Origin of the sequence: Clostridium isatidis, assembly GCF_002285495.1 — a bacterium.
GTDB lineage: Bacteria > Bacillota > Clostridia > Clostridiales > Clostridiaceae > Clostridium > Clostridium isatidis.
The window spans coordinates 2,784,882-2,801,959 of record NZ_CP016786.1 but is presented as its reverse complement, the minus strand read 5'-3'; the positions used below and the strand labels follow the sequence as shown (position 1 = coordinate 2,801,959).

16 protein-coding genes, 2 tRNA genes and 1 other RNA gene are annotated in these 17,078 nt (G+C 28.9%); 14 read left to right on the top strand and 5 right to left on the bottom strand.

The window, feature by feature from the left end; translation table 11 throughout:
* Positions 1-76 precede the first annotated feature (76 nt).
* From BEN51_RS13275 to BEN51_RS13250, 6 genes are all read left to right on the top strand, one after another.
* Positions 77-1,507, top strand: coding sequence for a glycoside hydrolase family 1 protein (locus tag BEN51_RS13275; protein WP_119866473.1), 1,431 nt, complete (start codon positions 77-79; stop codon positions 1,505-1,507).
* 30 nt (positions 1,508-1,537) lie between these two features.
* Positions 1,538-1,846 carry a PTS sugar transporter subunit IIB gene (locus BEN51_RS13270; RefSeq protein WP_119866472.1) on the top strand — a complete coding sequence of 103 codons (309 nt, stop codon included), beginning with the start codon at positions 1,538-1,540 and terminating at the stop codon, positions 1,844-1,846.
* 59 nt (positions 1,847-1,905) lie between these two features.
* Entirely contained in the window at positions 1,906-3,600 is a 1,695-nt protein-coding gene (gene ilvD, locus BEN51_RS13265) for a dihydroxy-acid dehydratase (RefSeq protein ID WP_119866471.1), read from the top strand.
* Positions 3,601-3,729: 129 nt separating this feature from the next.
* Complete coding sequence (locus BEN51_RS13260; RefSeq protein WP_119866470.1) at positions 3,730-4,491, top strand: MerR family transcriptional regulator; 762 nt, start codon at positions 3,730-3,732, stop codon at positions 4,489-4,491.
* Positions 4,492-4,569: 78 nt separating this feature from the next.
* The gene (chbG, locus tag BEN51_RS13255) at positions 4,570-5,295 is read left to right on the top strand and encodes a chitin disaccharide deacetylase (RefSeq protein ID WP_119866469.1); all 726 of its coding nucleotides are present in this window, start codon (positions 4,570-4,572) and stop codon (positions 5,293-5,295) included.
* Positions 5,296-5,426: 131 nt separating this feature from the next.
* Positions 5,427-6,911, top strand: coding sequence for an HsdM family class I SAM-dependent methyltransferase (locus tag BEN51_RS13250; protein WP_119866468.1), 1,485 nt, complete (start codon positions 5,427-5,429; stop codon positions 6,909-6,911).
* A gap of 45 nt (positions 6,912-6,956) precedes the next feature.
* On the opposite strand, the gene BEN51_RS13245 is transcribed toward BEN51_RS13250, so the two are convergent.
* The 3 genes from BEN51_RS13245 to BEN51_RS13235 form a co-directional block, all read right to left on the bottom strand.
* Positions 6,957-7,127, bottom strand: a complete 171-nt coding sequence (locus tag BEN51_RS13245; protein ID WP_119866467.1) for a rubredoxin — start codon at positions 7,125-7,127, stop codon at positions 6,957-6,959.
* A gap of 157 nt (positions 7,128-7,284) precedes the next feature.
* Complete coding sequence (locus tag BEN51_RS13240; RefSeq protein WP_119866466.1) at positions 7,285-8,868, bottom strand: DEAD/DEAH box helicase; 1,584 nt, start codon at positions 8,866-8,868, stop codon at positions 7,285-7,287.
* 316 nt (positions 8,869-9,184) lie between these two features.
* Complete coding sequence (locus BEN51_RS13235) at positions 9,185-9,907, bottom strand: lysophospholipid acyltransferase family protein (RefSeq protein ID WP_119866465.1); 723 nt, start codon at positions 9,905-9,907, stop codon at positions 9,185-9,187.
* A gap of 153 nt (positions 9,908-10,060) precedes the next feature.
* On the opposite strand from BEN51_RS13235, the gene BEN51_RS13230 reads away from it, so the two are divergent.
* The 6 genes from BEN51_RS13230 (at position 10,061) to ffs (ending at position 13,317) form a co-directional block, all read left to right on the top strand.
* Positions 10,061-10,135, top strand: a tRNA-Arg gene (locus BEN51_RS13230).
* Positions 10,136-10,265: 130 nt separating this feature from the next.
* Positions 10,266-11,510 carry an HlyC/CorC family transporter gene (locus BEN51_RS13225; protein ID WP_119866464.1) on the top strand — a complete coding sequence of 415 codons (1,245 nt, stop codon included), beginning with the start codon at positions 10,266-10,268 and terminating at the stop codon, positions 11,508-11,510.
* 96 nt (positions 11,511-11,606) lie between these two features.
* Entirely contained in the window at positions 11,607-12,062 is a 456-nt protein-coding gene (locus tag BEN51_RS13220; protein WP_119866638.1) for a nucleoside deaminase, read from the top strand.
* A gap of 42 nt (positions 12,063-12,104) precedes the next feature.
* Positions 12,105-12,872 (top strand): prolipoprotein diacylglyceryl transferase, encoded by a 768-nt coding sequence (gene lgt, locus BEN51_RS13215; protein ID WP_119866463.1) that lies wholly within the window; start codon positions 12,105-12,107, stop codon positions 12,870-12,872.
* Between the two features lie 90 nt (positions 12,873-12,962).
* A tRNA-Ser gene (locus tag BEN51_RS13210) sits at positions 12,963-13,052 on the top strand.
* A gap of 3 nt (positions 13,053-13,055) precedes the next feature.
* An RNA gene (ffs, locus tag BEN51_RS13205) (signal recognition particle sRNA large type) lies at positions 13,056-13,317 on the top strand.
* Between the two features lie 173 nt (positions 13,318-13,490).
* Here ffs and BEN51_RS13200 read toward each other — a convergent pair.
* Both BEN51_RS13200 and BEN51_RS13195 read right to left on the bottom strand, forming a co-directional pair.
* Positions 13,491-13,982, bottom strand: a complete 492-nt coding sequence (locus tag BEN51_RS13200; RefSeq protein WP_119866462.1) for a dihydrofolate reductase — start codon at positions 13,980-13,982, stop codon at positions 13,491-13,493.
* Positions 13,982-14,773: a thymidylate synthase gene (locus BEN51_RS13195; RefSeq protein ID WP_119866461.1), complete on the bottom strand. Its 792-nt coding sequence runs from the start codon at positions 14,771-14,773 to the stop codon at positions 13,982-13,984. The genes BEN51_RS13200 and BEN51_RS13195 overlap by 1 nt, the downstream gene beginning before the upstream one ends.
* A 181-nt stretch (positions 14,774-14,954) precedes the next feature.
* Between BEN51_RS13195 and BEN51_RS13190 the strand changes: the two genes are divergently transcribed.
* A complete protein-coding gene (locus BEN51_RS13190) occupies positions 14,955-15,695 on the top strand; it encodes a phosphotransferase (protein ID WP_119866460.1) in 741 nt (246 codons plus the stop codon).
* A 101-nt stretch (positions 15,696-15,796) separates the two neighbouring features.
* Positions 15,797-16,981, top strand: a complete 1,185-nt coding sequence (locus BEN51_RS13185; protein WP_119866459.1) for an MFS transporter — start codon at positions 15,797-15,799, stop codon at positions 16,979-16,981.
* Positions 16,982-17,078 lie beyond the last annotated feature (97 nt).

Here is a 17,078-nt window from a genome sequence, read left to right as displayed (position 1 = left end):
CTTAATAATTATTTAGGTAAGCTTAATTAAGCATACTGTGAACTTCCAATTTTATTATTAAGGAGTGGATATAAAAATGGCACTAAAAAAGGTAAATCTTCCTGAAAATTTTATACTAGGAGCTGCAGCATCAGCATGGCAAACAGAGGGTTGGACAGGAAAAACTGAAAAAAATATGAACTATATGGATGGATGGTATAAAGCCGTTCCTGAATTATGGCATGATGGTATTGGACCTACTGTAGCTGCTGATTTATATAATAGATATAAAGAAGATGCAAGGCTTATGAAGGAAGTAGGATTAAATGCCTTTAGAACTTCAATTGACTGGTCAAGATTTATTAAAGACTATGAAACTGGCGAAGTAAACGAAGAAGCTGTTCAATTTTATAATGATTATATAGATGAAATAAAGAAAAATGGCGTAGAGCCAATGATATGTTTAGAACATTATGAATTACCATTATATTTATTTGAAAAGTATGGTGGATGGGGTTCTAAAAAGGTTGTAGATTTATTTGTAAAGTATGCAGAACAAGCATTTAAGCATTTTGGACATAAGGTAAAATACTGGTTTACTTTTAATGAACCAATTGTTGTTCAAACTAGAGTTTATCTTGATGCAATAAGATGGCCATATGAGCAAAATACAGCTAAATGGATGCAATGGAACCACAATAAGAACCTTGCTAATGCAAAGGTTGTAAAATTATTTAAGGAATTAGGATTAGAAGGTAAAATTGGAGCTATATTAAATCCAGAAGTTACTTATCCAAGATCAAGTGCAGAGCATGATAAAAAAGCTGCTTATATGTATGATTTATACTTTAATAGAGTGTTTATGGATCCTATGTTAAAAGGAAAATATCCACAAGATTTAATTAATGATTTAAAAAAACACAACTGTATGTTTGATTATACTGAAGAAGAATTAGAAATAATTAAAAACAATACTATTGAATTTTTAGGGTTAAATCTATACTATCCACATAGAGTAAAGGCTAGATCAACAGCATGGAATGAAGAAATACCTTTCCATCCAGCTCGTTATTACGAATTATTTGATCTACCTGGAAAGAAAATGAATCCTTTCAGGGGCTGGGAGATATATCCTAAAATAATATACGATATTGGCATAAGGCTTAAAGAAGAATATAACAATGTAGAGTGGATTGTAGCAGAAAGCGGAATGGGAGTTCAAAATGAAGCTCAATATAAAAATGAAGATGGACAAATTCAAGATGATTATAGAATTGAATATATATCACAACATTTATATTGGACTTTAAAAGCAATAGAAGATGGATCTAATTGCAAGGGATATATGTTATGGGCTTTCATGGATAATGTTTCACCACAAAATGCATTTAAAAATAGATACGGGTTAGTAGAAGTTAATTTAGAAGATAACAGAAATAGAAGAATTAAAAAATCTGGAAACTGGTACAAGGAAGTACAGGAAAATAGAAGTTTTGAGTTGGAAATATTCGAAAATGAATATAAATAAAAATCATAGAAATAATAGGAGTGATTAATTATGCAAAAAATATTATTAGTTTGTTCAGCAGGAATGTCAACAAGTTTATTAGTAACAAAAATGGAAAAAGAAGCTCAAAAGAGAGGATTAGATACTAAGATTTGGGCAGTATCAACAGATGCAGCTCTTAGAAATATGGAAGAAGCAGATGTAGTGCTATTAGGACCACAAATAAGATTCATGGTAAACGACATGAAGAAAAAAGCAGAAAAGTTTGGACTAAATGTTGAGGTAATTCCATCTGTAGATTATGGTATGTGTAATGGAGCTAAGGTTTTAGATTTAGCATTAAAATTAATAAACAAATAATGAGGGGAATAGTGTCTTTTAATATAAAGACACTATTTTTATAAAATAGGAGGATAAAAATGAGTAATTTTCAAAAAGTAAGAGAAGTAGCTTACGAAATGGACAGCTTAAGGATGGGTATGGGATGGAAAAAGAAGGATTTAGAAAAAAAACAAATAATAATTGAAAGCAGTTATGGAAAAAGTCATCCAGGAAGCGCTCATTTAAATAAAGTTTCAAGACTATGTAGTGAAGTTGTTTTAAAAGAGGGAGGATATCCTGCTGATTATTATGTAACAGATATTTGTGATGGCCAAGCTCAAGGTCATGATGGAATAAACTATTCATTAGCCTCTAGAGAAATGATTGCAAATATGATTGAAATACACGTAAATGCAACAGCTTTTGATGGAGGAATATTTATTGCCAGCTGTGATAAATCAGTTCCAGCTCATTTAATGGGAATGGCAAGGACCAATGTACCTTCTATTTTTATCCCAGGAGGAGTAATGAGAGCTGGTGAAGGGGGCTTAACTTTAAATCAAATAGGTACTTATGCTGCTATGTATAAAAGAAACGAAATTACAAAAGAACAATATGAAGAGTATAAGGAAAAAGCGTGTCCATCATATGGAGCATGTTCCTTTTTAGGAACTGCAATTACCATGCAGTTATTAAGTGAAGCCTTAGGGTTAGCATTACCAGGATCAGCAGCAATAGTTGCAGCTAGTCCTGAGCATGAAGAATATATTAAGAAGGCTGCAAAAACAGTATTAAACCTAGTTGAAAAAAATATAACCCCTAAAAATATATTAACTAAAGAAGCTTTTGAAAATGCAATAATAGTACATGCAGCAATTGGAGGATCAAGTAACTCATTGCTTCATATACCTGCTATTGCAAATGAAGTAGGAATAAAGATTACGGCAGAAGACTTTGATAGAATACACAGAAAAGTTCCTTACATTTTAAATGTAAGACCAAGTGGAAAATATCCTGCAGACTGCTTAAGTTATATAGGAAGACTACCAGGAATAATGCTGGAATTAAGGGATTATTTACACTTAGATTGTATGACCGTTACAGGAAAAACTGTAGGCGAAAACTTAGACGAATTTGAAAAAAATTATGTTAATAATGATCCATATGGGGATATTCTATTTACAGCCAAAAAACCCCTTAATGAAGAAGGTTCATTAGCTGTTCTTAAGGGAAATTTGGCACCTTTAGGCTGTGTAATAAAACATTCAGCAATTCAAAAGTCCCAATGGAAACAAAGATTAAAAGCTGTAGTTTTTGATTGTGAAGAAGATGCATATAATGCTGTTATAAATAAGGATATAAAACCTGGAGATGCTGTTATTATAAGATATGAAGGTCCAAAGGGAACTGGAATGCCAGAAATGTTCTATACAACAGAAGCAATTTCATCTGATCCGGAGTTAAATAGTACAGTTGCCTTAATAACAGATGGAAGATTTTCAGGTGCAACTAGGGGACCTGCTATAGGGCATGTATCACCAGAAGCTGTTTCAGGAGGTCCAATTGCATATATAGAAAATGGTGATATTATTGAAATAGATATTGAAAATAGAGCCATTAATATAGTAGATATAGATAATAAGAACCTTACATTAGATGAAGTTAATGCTATTTTAGAAAAAAGAAAATTAGAAAAAGAAATAAAGCCAAGTAAATACACTAAGGGCCTTCTAGGAAATTATTGCAGAAATGCAGTTTCAGGAATAGAAGGGGCTTATATAAAAACTAATTAATTAGATAGGCTGTTACACTATTTTTTAGTGTGGCAGCTTTTCTATATAATTTTTTAAAAAAGTTTTAAAAAGTTATTGACCTTGACGTTACGGAATACTTTATTATAGTATTTGTCAGGAGGTAATGGTATGGAATATACAATCAAAAAATTATCACAATTAGCTGGAGTTAGCTCAAGAACATTAAGATACTACGATGAAATAGGTTTATTAAAGCCCTGCAGGGTTAGTTCTACCGGCTATAGAATTTATGGTGAAAAAGAGGTAGACCTACTTCAACAAATCTTACTTTATAGGTCCATGGATATAAAGTTAGAAGATATTAAAGAAATTATTTATAATAAGGATTTTGATATAAATAAATCCCTAATTGAACACAGAGAAAGACTTATCTCCAGACGAAAGCAACTAGATTTGCTTATTCAAACAGTAGAAAAAACAATAGATTATAATAAAGGAGAGATTGAGATGTCAAATAAAGAAAAGTTTGAAGGATTTAAAAAACAAGCATTAGAAGAAAATGAAAGAAAGTATGGAAAAGAAATCAGAGAAAAATATGGTGAGAAAATTATAGAAGAATCCAATAAAAAGTGGCTGAATATGACTGAAGAAGATATGAAAAAGATGCAAAATATTGAAAAGGAAATGTTTGAAGCTTTAGAAGAAGTTATAAAAACAAAGGATTTAGAATCAGAAGTTGCTAAGAAGGTTTATGAAAAGCATAAGGAATGGCTAACATTCTCATGGCCGACTTATTCATCAGAAGCTCATGTAGGTTTAGCAGAAATGTATGTTGCAGATGAAAGATTTGCAAAGTACTATAATGATGCAGTTGGAACAAAAGAAGCAACAGAGACTTTAAGAGACTGTATAGTTAAATATGCAAAATAATTATATATTTGAGCTTTAAGTTAATATTGAAGGCTAAGGAAAGTTTTGCTATTATAAACCTATAAGGGGGATGAATTTATGAAATTAATTGTAAATGCTGATGACTTTGGGTTTAGCAAGGCTGTAAACTATGGGATAATTGAAGCATACAAAACTGGTGTTGTAAGAAGCACTACTATAATGGCTGGAATGCCGGCCTTTGATCATGCAGTAGAACTTCTTAAGGAAAACCAAGGTTTGGGATGTGGTGTTCACTTAACCTTAAGTGCCTATAAGCCAGTATTAAAAACTCATAAAACTATAGTAGATGAGGAAGGAAACTTTTATAGGAAGTTACTAACAGAACAAGACCTTAATAAAATAGACTTAAATGAAGTATTTGAAGAATTTTGTGCTCAAATTGAAAAGGTAAAATCAAGGGGAATTAATATTACTCATTTAGATTCACATCATCATGTTCATACCTTTGAAATTTTAAAGCCTGTTATTGAAAAAATTTTAAAGAAGTATAATTTACCAATAAGAGGCGGTTTAGGGTATGAGTTAGATTATAATAAAGTAGTAGCTTTTGAGGGTGCTTTTTATGATGAAGCTATTTCAGTTAAGTCCTTTGAAAAAATAATAGAAAAAAACTATGAATTAGTAGAAGTAATGTCTCATCCTGCATATGTAGATTTATTTTTATTAAAAAATAGTTCTTATAATTTAAAAAGGCTGGAGGAATTAGAAGTTCTTACTTCACAAGAATTAAAGAACCTTTTAAAAGAAAATAATATTGAATTAATTAATTATAGGGATATCTAATATAAGAAAAAATACAGTTGAGAAGGAATTTTAGTTATAGAAATTCTTACTCAACTGTTTTTATTTTAATTAATGAATTTAATTTTATATAATTATAGTGGAGAATTTTTTATAAAGGTAAGGGAAAGTTTATGGGGCGAAAAGATAAGTTGATAAAAGAAGAAATATCAAAAGATAAATCTATAAATAAAAGGGAATTAGGCTATTATTCAACACCTGATTACATATGTAATTATATTGCAGATAGATTATTTTCTATAAATAATGAAGGAAAGAGCGTATTTGATCCCTGCTGTGGAAGGGAGGAAATGCTAAGGCCTTTTATAAATAAAAATATTAAATGTTATGGAATAGATGTATATAGATACAAGGACACATATGATTGTAATTTTCAAAATATTGATTTTTTGAAGTTTTATATTTCTAATATAGCTTATAATGGTAAGATTAGTCCTTTAGAATATGATTATTATGTGCTAAATCCACCTTATAATTGTCATGAAGTAAAATATATTAAAGATAACAAAGATAGGTTGAAAGCAAAATTTAAAGATGTTGGAATTCAAAATATGTATCTTATGTTTATATCAGCAGTAATAGATTTAGCTAAGGAAGGTGCCCTAATAGGAATTATTACAAGCGATTCTTTTTTTACAGCAAAAAGTTATAAAAAATTTAGAAAAAAAATACTAGATAAATGTTCTATACATGAGATTACAATGTGTCCTACTAATTTATTTTTAAACCAAGGAGCAGATGTTAGAACAAGCATAATAATCTTACAAAAGGGTACTAAATATCAAGGCAAAGTTATTTTAAATAATAGAATTAATAATAAAAGAGATTTTGAAGCAAAACTTAAAAAGAGAGAACTGGAAAACAATAAATATTTTATAGAGAATATATTATTAAAAGATGATAGAGATAATCTAGAATTTTTAATAGAATGTCCTAAAGAAATAAAGCTTCTTTTTAATAATAAGAGAATAGGAGATGTATATAAATGTATAACTGGTATATCTACAGGAAATGATAAATTATATCTATCTAAGGAATGTAAATCTCAATATACAGTGCCTTTTTATAAAAATCCTGGTAAAGATAAGTTTTATACAGAGAAAAAGCTTTTTATAGATAAGAATTTTCTTAAAATATCTAAGAAGGTAGCTAACTTTATAGTTAGAAATAAGGAGTATTTATTTAAGGAAGGGGTTATATGCTCCTCTATGGGAGTTGAGTTTTCTGCCTGTAAGCTGCCTAGAGATAGTGTTTTTGGTGTTAATTGTTGTATTTTATGTGATGGAGAAGAGGAGTTCTTCTTATTATCCTATTTAAATTCAACCTTAGTGACTTATTTAGTTAGGGGAGTATTAAATAGAACTAATATGATAACGTCTGGTTATATAGCAAGAGTACCATTAATTAATTTTGAAAAAGAAGAAAAGGAAAGGCTTATTGCATTAGGAAGATTAGCTTATGAAAAATCAAAGAAAAAAGAGGATATTAAAGAAATACTTAAAGAAATAAATAATTTAATTAATAAAGCCTGCAAACTAACTAATGAGACTATTGATTTTATAGAAGAATTTAAAGAAAATTTAGTTAGAAGGGCTTAAATAAGAGCAAATAAAAAACAGTCTTTAATGGACTGTTTTTTTGTTTTAGTCCTCATACATGTAAAATTCTTCTTTTGTAGCACCGCAAACCGGACATACCCAATCATCTGGAAGATCTTCAAAAGGAGTATCTTCATATACGTCATTATCTGGATCACCTAATTCAGGATCATAAACATAAGTACAAGAAAGACATATATATTTTTGCGGAATCATTAAGAACCTCCTAAAAATCTTTTATATGTTACAATGTATTGAGTATGTAATAAAAATATGATATGAAACAAGAAAATTGTAAAAAGTTTTTGAACTATTTAAACAAAAATAAAAAGCCATTTTAGTTAACTATCTAAAACAGCTTTTCCTTAGTTAGCTATCTTTTTTTCTTCTTATTAGCTACTTCAATATTAACTTTTCTTCTGTTAAATTTAACTCCCATACATTTATTTAGGACCTTATCTTTATTATCTGGACTAACATTTACAAAGGAGAAGTTTTCTAATATATCAATATCTCCAATATGTGATGTTTTAATTCTAGCATTATCTTTAATAAAGTTAATTATAGTTTTAGGAGTAATTCCATCTCTTCTACCTATAGAGAAGAATAAACGCACATATTCAGAATCAGCTTTTGGAGCCTTTAATTCATTAGAACTATAAAATTCAAACAAATCATCTTTAAAACTGCTCTTCATTAAGGCAGCAATTACATCAACAGCATCGTATTTTTCTGCTAATTTTTTTGCTATTGGTATAAATCTTTCGTTATCTGAAGCTTCAATATTATCAGCAACTTCCTTTAATAGATTATTAGATTTATTCTTAAATATTTCATCTACAGTTGGAACTTTCTTTCTATTGATTTCACTCTTAGTAACGCTTATTATTTGCTTTAACATAGGATATTCTTTAGGTGATACTAGAGAATAGGCAATTCCTTCTCTATTAGCTCTACCTGTTCTACCAATTCTATGTACATAGCTTTCTACATCTTGAGGCAAGTCATAGTTAATAACATGAGTTACTCCTTCAACATCTATACCTCTTGCAGCAACATCAGTTGCAACTAAAAAGTTTAAAGAACCTTCTTTAAATTTCTTTAAAGTTCTTAATCTTTGAGCTTGAGACATATCTCCATGCATACCTTCAACTACATAGCCTCTTGCCTGCATACATTCAACTAATTCATCAACGCCTTTTTTTGTCTTACAGAATATCATTGATGATTTTGGCTGATCAAAATCTAAGATTCTGCATAAAGCCTCAAATCTTGATTTATGAGCTACCTCAAAATAACTTTGGCTTATTTTAGAAACCGTCATTGAAGTCTTCTTAATAGCGACATGTTTAACATCTTTCTTTAAATAACGTTTTGCAAGCTTTTTAATTGGATCAGGCATTGTTGCTGAAAATAGTAAAGTTTGCCTCTCTGATGGCACCTGCTTAATTATTTCTTCTAGATCATCTATGAAGCCCATATTTAACATTTCATCAGCTTCATCTAAAACTAAATATTTAATATTATCTAAAGATAAAGTTTTCCTTCTTATATGATCTAATAACCTTCCTGGAGTACCAACAACTATATTTACATTTCCTTTTAATGCTTTTATTTGATACGATATTGAATCTCCGCCGTAAATAGCTAATATATTTAAGTTATCATATTTTGATAATCTTCTAAGCTCATCATGAACCTGAATAGCTAATTCCCTTGTTGGAGATAGTATTATAGCACTAAGTCCATCTTTCTTAGAAATTCCGTTAATTATAGTACAGCCAAAGGCAGCTGTTTTACCAGTACCTGTTTGAGCTTGACCTATAATGTCATATCCTTCTAAAGCAATGGGAATAGCTTCTGCTTGTATTTGAGATGGTTTTTCAAAACCCATTTCTGTTATAGATTTTAAAAGGGTATCCTTAAGCCCTAAATCACTAAATTTAATTTCATTCATTCAAAATCCTCTTTCTATTAATAAAAAATTATGATTAATATATTATCATTAATCAACTTACTTAGTATACACTAAAATTAGGATTTATGCTCGAATTATTTCCTAGGAAAAGAATTTATTTTTTATAAAACGGAATAAAATGTATATTTAAATGATTACAATTGTTAATTAATATAAATCCTTAGTTTTAAAGGAAAAATTAATGTTATAATAAAGCAATTAAACCAGTAAAAAGTTTAAAATAAAAAGATTTTTACAAAATATAATTTATATCTATAATAGATAGTTTTATATATTTTGTAAAAATCTATTCTTTTTATGTTAATTTACTAGCTATAATTTCTTTAACTTTTTTAGGAAGTTCTTCCTGATCTTCTTTTGATAAATCTGAGATTTCTATAGCTTTATGAATATAAAGATCAACTATAGAAGGTTTTATAATCCATTTTTTCTTATTAGCTTCCATTATCTTATAAGATCCGCTAATGGTGACAGGAACTATTGGAACTTTAGACTTTGTAGCAAGTTTAAAGCTGCCAGCCTTAAATTCTCCCATATTATCACTTTTACTTCTAGTTCCTTCAGGGAAAATAACTAAAGAATGACCATCTTTTAAAATCTTTATACCCTTAACTATAGCTTCACTTGATTTTCTTAAGCTGCTTCTATCCATAAAAACACAATTCATATGTTTCATCCAAGTTACTATTCCAGGGATTTTTTCGGTTTCAACTTTAGCAATAAATCCTTTTAATGTAGGTATTTTTGAAATATAAATTGGAATATCAAAGTTTCCTTGATGGTTTCCAATAAATAAAACAGTTCTATCTTTGGGAAGATTCTCTAGACCATAGACATTAACTTTAACTCCAGCTACTTTTAAAAGGCAATTAGCCCAAAGCTTGGTTACTTTATTTACAAGCTTATCTTTCTTTTCAAGTAACCCTTTCTTATCTAAGTTTTTTGCTTTTACTGCCCAAGGCATACTAATTAATAAGCTTATAAAAAAGAATAAATACCAAATAATAGATCTAATCATATAATTCCACCCTCTCAAGCATAATTTCCATAAATTAAGTATATATCAAAGTTAGTATCTATAAAAGCTGATATATATAAAAATATGATTTTATAAAACATTGACATATTTTTAATGTTATAATAATATAAAATTATAAAATTTAATAAATATGTCTCCATAGTTCAATGGATAGAACGGTCCCCTCCTAAGGGACAGATACAGGTTCGATTCCTGTTGGGGATACCAGGAAAGTCTGCAAATTTTAATAAGAAATTTGTGGGCTTTTATCTTTTATTTTTTATATAAAAGGAATTAAATATAAATTATGGTATAATATTTATATAAGAATATATTTATTTTAGGAGTGAGGAATAGTTTGGACAGTTACACGTGGCAGATAATTTTACTAATAGTATTATTAATTTTATCGGGCTTTTTCTCCATGTCAGAAACAGCTTTAATGGCCTTAAGTAAAATTAGAATAAGGCATATGGTAGATGAAGAGGTAAAAGGAGCAAAACTAATAGAAAAGTTACTAGAGGATCCTGGTAAGATATTAAGTGCCATCTTAATCGGTAATAATATAGTTAATATTGCAGCATCCTCAATAGCAACTTCAATTGCAATTTCTTCTTTTGGTGAAGGTTCAATAGGATTTGTAACTGCAATTATGACAGTTTTGGTACTAATATTTGGGGAAATAACTCCAAAATCTTTAGCAAAACTAAATTCAGAAAAAGTTTCTTTGGCAGTAATAAAACCTATCAGTATTCTAGTAATAATATTTAATCCGTTAGTAACAATTTTTACAAAGGTTTCTGGCTTATTAATAAAAATATTAGGAGGAGAAGCTAACAATAGGGAACAATTTATAACAGAAGAAGAAATAAAAACTATGGTTGGAGTAAGCGAAGAGCAGGGCGTTCTTGAAGACGTTGAAAAAGAAATGATCTTTAATGTTATAGAATTTGCAGACTCTCAAGTCAGAGATGTTATGGTTCAAAGAGTTGATATTGTAGCATTGCCTTCTGATGCTAATTATGAAGAAGTTATGGAAGTCATTAAAAGAGAGCAGTTTTCAAGAATACCTATATATAAAGATAAGATAGATGATATCATAGGAATATTGGGGATAAAGGATCTTATTTTAGTTGATAATCCTAATGAAAATTTTAATGTCTTAGATTATATAAGAGAACCATATTACACCTTTGAATATAAGAAGATATCTGAACTATTAAATGAAATGAAGAAAACAAGAAATCATATGGCAGTAGTTTTAGATGAATATGGTGGTACTGTTGGTATAGTAACTATAGAGGACTTAATTGAAGAAATTGTTGGTGAAATAGAAGATGAATATGATAAAGAAGATGATGATGAAATAATAGTAGTAAAAGAAGATGAATATATAGTTGATGGAAGTGCCAAACTAGATGATATATCAGAGCTTATAGGAGTTAATATGGAATCAGAGGAATTTGATTCTATAGGTGGCTTAGTAATGGGGCAATTAGGAAGAATCCCTAAGGAAAAGGAAGAAGTCAAATATAATAATATTAAATTTATTGTAGAGAAAGTGGATAGAAATAGAGTCAAGAAAGTGAGAATTTTTACTTAAATAATTCAAAGTTGACAATGTATAATTAACTTAAAAGCAGGGTTGTTTCATAACATAAGTTGTGTTACAGCTCTTTTTTATGGAAAGGAAATTTTTATGGATTATATTGATATAGCCTTAGAAGAGGCTCAAATTGCATATAATAAGGGAGAAGTACCTGTTGGAGCTGTTATTGTTAAGGATGGAGAAATTTTATCTAGAGCTCATAATTTAAAGGAAACTCTAAACAAGCCAACTGCTCATGCAGAGATTTTAGCCATAGAAGAAGCCTGTAAAAAATTAGGTAATTGGAGGCTTCAGGGAGCAGAAATGTATGTTACTTTAGAGCCATGTCCAATGTGTGCAGCTGCTATTGCTCAAAGCAGAATATCTAAGCTTTATATAGGAACCTTTAATAGAGATATGGGAGCCTGTGGCTCTATAATCAATTTGATAGATTACAATATTTTTAACTGGTATGTTAAAGTAAATTGGTTATATAGTGAAAGTTGTAGTAAGCTGCTTACAGATTTTTTCTATAATACTAGAAATAGAGCTGATAATAAACTATAATAATAACATGTATTTTATAATAAATAAGGCAAGGTGATAAATATGAATAGAGTAGCTTTTGAGATATTTGGCATAGAGATTATGTGGTATGGAATAATCATATCTATTGGTGTTGTAGCGGCTTTAATATTAGCTAATATTTTAGCTAAGAAAAAAGGACTTAATTTTGAAAATATAGTGGATGCCTTTTTAGTAGTATTTCCAGTATCAATAATTACAGCGAGATTATATTATGTTATTTTTGAAATCGAAAGTTATCATTCCTTTATAGATGTTATAAATATAAGAAATGGCGGAATGGCAATTCACGGGGGAGTAATAGGAGCTTTAATTTCAGGATATTTATTTGCAAGGTACAGAAAGATAAACTTCCTTGAGTATGTAGATGTAATAATGCCGGGGGTTATTTTAGCACAAGCTATAGGAAGATGGGGAAACTTCATGAATCAAGAGGCCCATGGAGGAGAAGTTACAAAGGAATTTATTAGTAGATTTCCTGAGTTTATTCAAAGAGGAATGTATATAAATGGTGCTTATTATCACCCAACCTTTTTATATGAATCCATTTGGAATTTATTAGTTTGTATAGTATTAGTATTATTAGTTCTTAAAAAGAAAGAAAAAGATAATGGAATAGTATTAGCTGGCTATGGAATTTTATATTCTATAGGAAGATTCTTTATTGAAGGCTTAAGAACAGATAGTTTAATGGTCTTTGGTTTAAGGACAGCTCAAATTGTAAGTTTAATATCAATAATTCTTGGAATAATATTAATTCTATGGATAAAAAGAAAAAAAGTTCATTATTAACAAAAAACTACTGTCGCTATAAAGGTTGCAATATAAAAAAGTATATGATAATATATAGCAGTAGCTTAATTTAATAGTGCTATATATTATGGAGAGATGTCCGAGTGGTCGAAGGAGCACGCCTGGAAAGCGTGTATAGGGGCAACTCTATCAGGGGTTCAAATCCCCTTCTCTCCGCCAATGCCGTGCTAGATGGGGAGTTAGCGGTGCCCTGTAACCCACAATCCGCTATAGTGGGGTTGAATTCCTAGCCTAGGCCTTAGTTTATAGAGCCTGCCTATGTAAGTGGTGTTGATGGCAAGGTCCCATACGACGTAAGTGTGTGAACCTCGTCAGGTCCGGAAGGAAGCAGCGATAAGCAATTACTGCGTGTGATATGGATCAATCTTGCCAGAGCTAACTGCATAGTAACGTCTATAAGCTATTGTCAAAGCTAGGTGCACGGTTTTAAAATTTCTGACCTTTCTAGTTAGAAGGGTTTTTTTAATGTGTAGAGAATGGAATAATTTTAGTAATAAAAGTTTATTAAAATAAGGTTACTCTTCAATAGGATTAACATACAATAGGACAAAGAAAGCGAGGGTCTTCCCAAAAGGAAACCCTCGTTTTCTTTATTATTTATTTTCTTATTAAATCAATAAAATCAAATTTTAAATTATCTTTTTCATTAGTGAAAATTTCAGACTTATTTATGATATTCCAATCTTCTAAGTCTAGATTAGGGAATATGGTATCTCCTTCAAAGTTCTTATAAACTCTTGTTAAATAAATTTTTTTACAATAAGGAAGTAATGATTTATAAATTTCTCCACCACCAATTACAAAAGCTTCTTCATCAGAATCTTTAAACTTTTCTAAAACAGTAGAAATATCATTAACAATATGAACCATATCAGAATCAACTTTAAAGTTTCTATCTCTAGTTATTACTATATGTTTTCTATTAGGTAAAACTTTTGGCAGTGATTCAAAGGTTTTTCTTCCCATAATTATTGTATGGCCAGTTGTTATTTCTTTAAATCGCTTTAAATCTTTTGATATATGCCATAAAAGTTTATTATCTCCACCAATAACATCATTATTTGCTTTAGCAACAATTATTGATAACATTAAACAGATACCTCCATTTTGATTGGATCGTGATGTTTATAATCAATAAGCTTAATGTCATCTACTGTAAAATCATAAAAGTTTTTAATTTCTGGATTTATCCAAAGTTTTGGTGCTTCAAAGTCTTTATCTTTTCTAGTTAACTGAAGTTTCATGCCTTCAATTTGATTTTCATAAATATGTGCATTATTTATTACATGAGTAAATAACCCAGGTGTTAAATTAGTTACTTGAGCAATTAAATGAACTAAAACAGCATATTGAGAAGTATTAAACGGAACTCCTAAAGGCATGTCTCCTGAACGCTGTATTAACATGCAGTTGAGCCTTCCATCTGTTACATCCCATAATGTTTGATAACAACATGGCTGTAATGTCATTTCAGGTAAATCTTCAATATTCCACATAGACATAATCATTCTTCTATCTTGCGGATTATTTTTTAGTGTGTCAATAAGCTTATCAACTTGCTTAAACTTTGCTATTTGATAGCCATAAGCTTTTCCTATAGTATTATTTTCATCCACCCATTGATCCCAAATATGTACATTTTGTTCTTGTAGTTTTGTTACATCATTTGATTGATCTCTATATATCCATAACATTTCTTTAATAGCTGTTTTAAAAGCGACCTTTTTAGTAGTTAATATAGGAAATTCTTTTTGTAAATCAAACTGCATTATTTGATGAGGAAGCTTGTAAGTAGGCATTCCAGTTCTATTGTTGTCATAATATCCATTCTTTAATATGTTTTCAATAATTGCTAAGTATTGCTTATCGTATAAACTCAATTTAATTCCCCCTTAACATTAGTTATATTAATTTTACTATAAAATTTTATTAAAGCAATCTATAAAAATAAATATAAAAAAATAAAAAGAAAAATAAAAAAATAAGGAATGTAATTACAAAATATAGTATAATTGATTATAGTTAGCAATTAGTAAATTATCTATATATAAGGGGATAAAAATGAGGGAGATAGGAAAGTTTATTGGAAGAGATAATCAATCAAAGGTGTATAAGCATAAAGAGTATGCAATAAAAGTATTTAATCCAGGTTGTGATAAGACATCTGTGTTTTATGAAGCAACTGTTGCTTCTTTAATGGAGGAAATAGGTTTACCTGTTGCTAAAATTCATGAAGTTATAAAAATAGAGAATCAATGGGCTATAAAAATGGATTATATTGAGGGAATGGATTTAGGTGAATGCATAAAGCAAGACAGGGAGAACTTAGCTTCCTACCTTGAAATAATGGTAGATTTACAAATATTTATTCAACAAATAAAAGTACATCTTTCTTTTAATTTACATGATAGCTTAAAAGAAAAAATAGAGAATAGTAATTTTATTGATGAATTAACAAAAAACAAATTATTAGTTAAGTTAAATAATCTACCAAGAGGTTCAGGCCTATGTCATGGCGATTTTAATCCTTTCAATATTATGAAGGATAAGAATGAGTATTTTGTAATTAATTGGATTAAAGCAGCAAATGGAAGTCAAGAGGCTGATGCCTGCAAAACCTATATGTCTTTAGCTCTTATTGATGAAGAAATGGCAGATTTATACCTAGAAATCTATTCTAATAAATCTAAAAAGTGTAAGCAGGACATTTTGGAATGGCTGCCTATATTAGCAGTACCTATACTTGATGAAAGAAAAGAAGAAGACAAAGATAAATTATTAAGTTGGATTAATACAATATAAGCGAAATAGGTAAGGACTATTTCTTAAATTGTGAATAGTAACTCCAATTTACAGAGGCAAAATTTATATTAAAATACAAAGTACAAATTGGAGTGATTGAAATGAACAAAATAAGTAAGAATGTACAAATAGATTATATATATAAATTTTTATCTTCGTTTGACATAACTTCAGCCATATGGGTTTTATATCTAGCTTTTAATGGAATGAGCCTTATAGAAATTGGATTACTTGAAGGAATTTTTCATATAACAGGCTTAATATCTGAAGTGCCCACAGGAGCTATAGCAGATTTAATAGGAAGAAAAAAGGCAATAGTATTTAGCAGAAGTTTTTCATTGATTTCAGCAATATTAATGTTATTTTCTGCTAGCTTTTTAGGTTTTGCAATTTCTTTTATTTTTTCAGCATTAGGCTACAATCTTCAGTCAGGTTCTGAAGAAGCTCTAGTTTATGATAGTTTAAAGATTTTAAATAGGGAAGATGAATACTTAAGAATCAACGGAAGATTAAATTTGATTATAGAAGTGTCATCAGCCTTAGCGGTTTTTGTAGGGGGTTTTTTATCGAAAAATAATTTTAAATTAAGTTATATAGTTGCTGTTATAATTTCATTATGTGCCCTTTTAGTTTCTATTAATTTTAAGGAAGCAAAAATAGTAGAGAAGATTAATAAAGAAAAAAGCAAAATTGATGTTAAAAATCATTTTAAGGAATGTGTAAGAATATTAAAATCAAATAAGAGAATTTTAAATTATCTTACTTTTTTCTCTTCTATTTATGCCTTCTCAGCTACAATTTATTTTTATAATCAACAATACTTAAGTGATAATGGATATTCGAGACTAGCTATATCGATTATTTTATTAATTAATGGTTTAATAGCATCTTTAGGATCAGTATTTAGTAGTAAAATCTATAACAGATATAGAAGTAAAGCAATAGCATTAATACCAGTATTATTAAGTACATTTATAGTTATTATTGGTTATTCAAAGGGAAATTTTATATTATTAAATTTATGGATAATAAATTTATTTACAGCAATACTTCAACCAATTAGCAGTAATTTAATAAATTCAATGATAGAATCTGAACAAAGAGCAACAATACTTTCATTAGAAAGTATGTTTTATTCTTTAAGTATGATAATTTTATTTCCCATAAGTGGATATATTGGTGATTTATTTTCTTTAGAGATATCATTTAGGATATTAGGATTATTTAGTTTAATTTTATCTTTTATTCAATTTTCTATTATTAAAAAAGAGTGTAAAAACAATTAAAGTGCTATTGTACAAAAAGGTACAAGGCACTTTTTTATTAATAATTGTAAATTATTATCACTTAATTGTTAATTAAAAAACTTTAGTCTATAATATA

Coding starts and splice junctions, on each gene's coding strand:
- lgt (WP_119866463.1), top strand. CDS start 12,105: ATGAATAGAGTAGCTTTTGAGATATTTGGCATAGAGATTATGTGGTAT.
- BEN51_RS13200 (WP_119866462.1), bottom strand. CDS start 13,982: ATGTTATCAATAATTGTTGCTAAAGCAAATAATGATGTTATTGGTGGA.
- BEN51_RS13220 (WP_119866638.1), top strand. CDS start 11,607: ATGGATTATATTGATATAGCCTTAGAAGAGGCTCAAATTGCATATAAT.
- BEN51_RS13185 (WP_119866459.1), top strand. CDS start 15,797: ATGAACAAAATAAGTAAGAATGTACAAATAGATTATATATATAAATTT.
- BEN51_RS13235 (WP_119866465.1), bottom strand. CDS start 9,907: ATGATTAGATCTATTATTTGGTATTTATTCTTTTTTATAAGCTTATTA.
- BEN51_RS13275 (WP_119866473.1), top strand. CDS start 77: ATGGCACTAAAAAAGGTAAATCTTCCTGAAAATTTTATACTAGGAGCT.
- BEN51_RS13190 (WP_119866460.1), top strand. CDS start 14,955: ATGAGGGAGATAGGAAAGTTTATTGGAAGAGATAATCAATCAAAGGTG.
- BEN51_RS13240 (WP_119866466.1), bottom strand. CDS start 8,868: ATGAATGAAATTAAATTTAGTGATTTAGGGCTTAAGGATACCCTTTTA.
- BEN51_RS13250 (WP_119866468.1), top strand. CDS start 5,427: ATGGGGCGAAAAGATAAGTTGATAAAAGAAGAAATATCAAAAGATAAA.
- ilvD (WP_119866471.1), top strand. CDS start 1,906: ATGAGTAATTTTCAAAAAGTAAGAGAAGTAGCTTACGAAATGGACAGC.
- BEN51_RS13270 (WP_119866472.1), top strand. CDS start 1,538: ATGCAAAAAATATTATTAGTTTGTTCAGCAGGAATGTCAACAAGTTTA.
- BEN51_RS13260 (WP_119866470.1), top strand. CDS start 3,730: ATGGAATATACAATCAAAAAATTATCACAATTAGCTGGAGTTAGCTCA.
- chbG (WP_119866469.1), top strand. CDS start 4,570: ATGAAATTAATTGTAAATGCTGATGACTTTGGGTTTAGCAAGGCTGTA.
- BEN51_RS13245 (WP_119866467.1), bottom strand. CDS start 7,127: ATGATTCCGCAAAAATATATATGTCTTTCTTGTACTTATGTTTATGAT.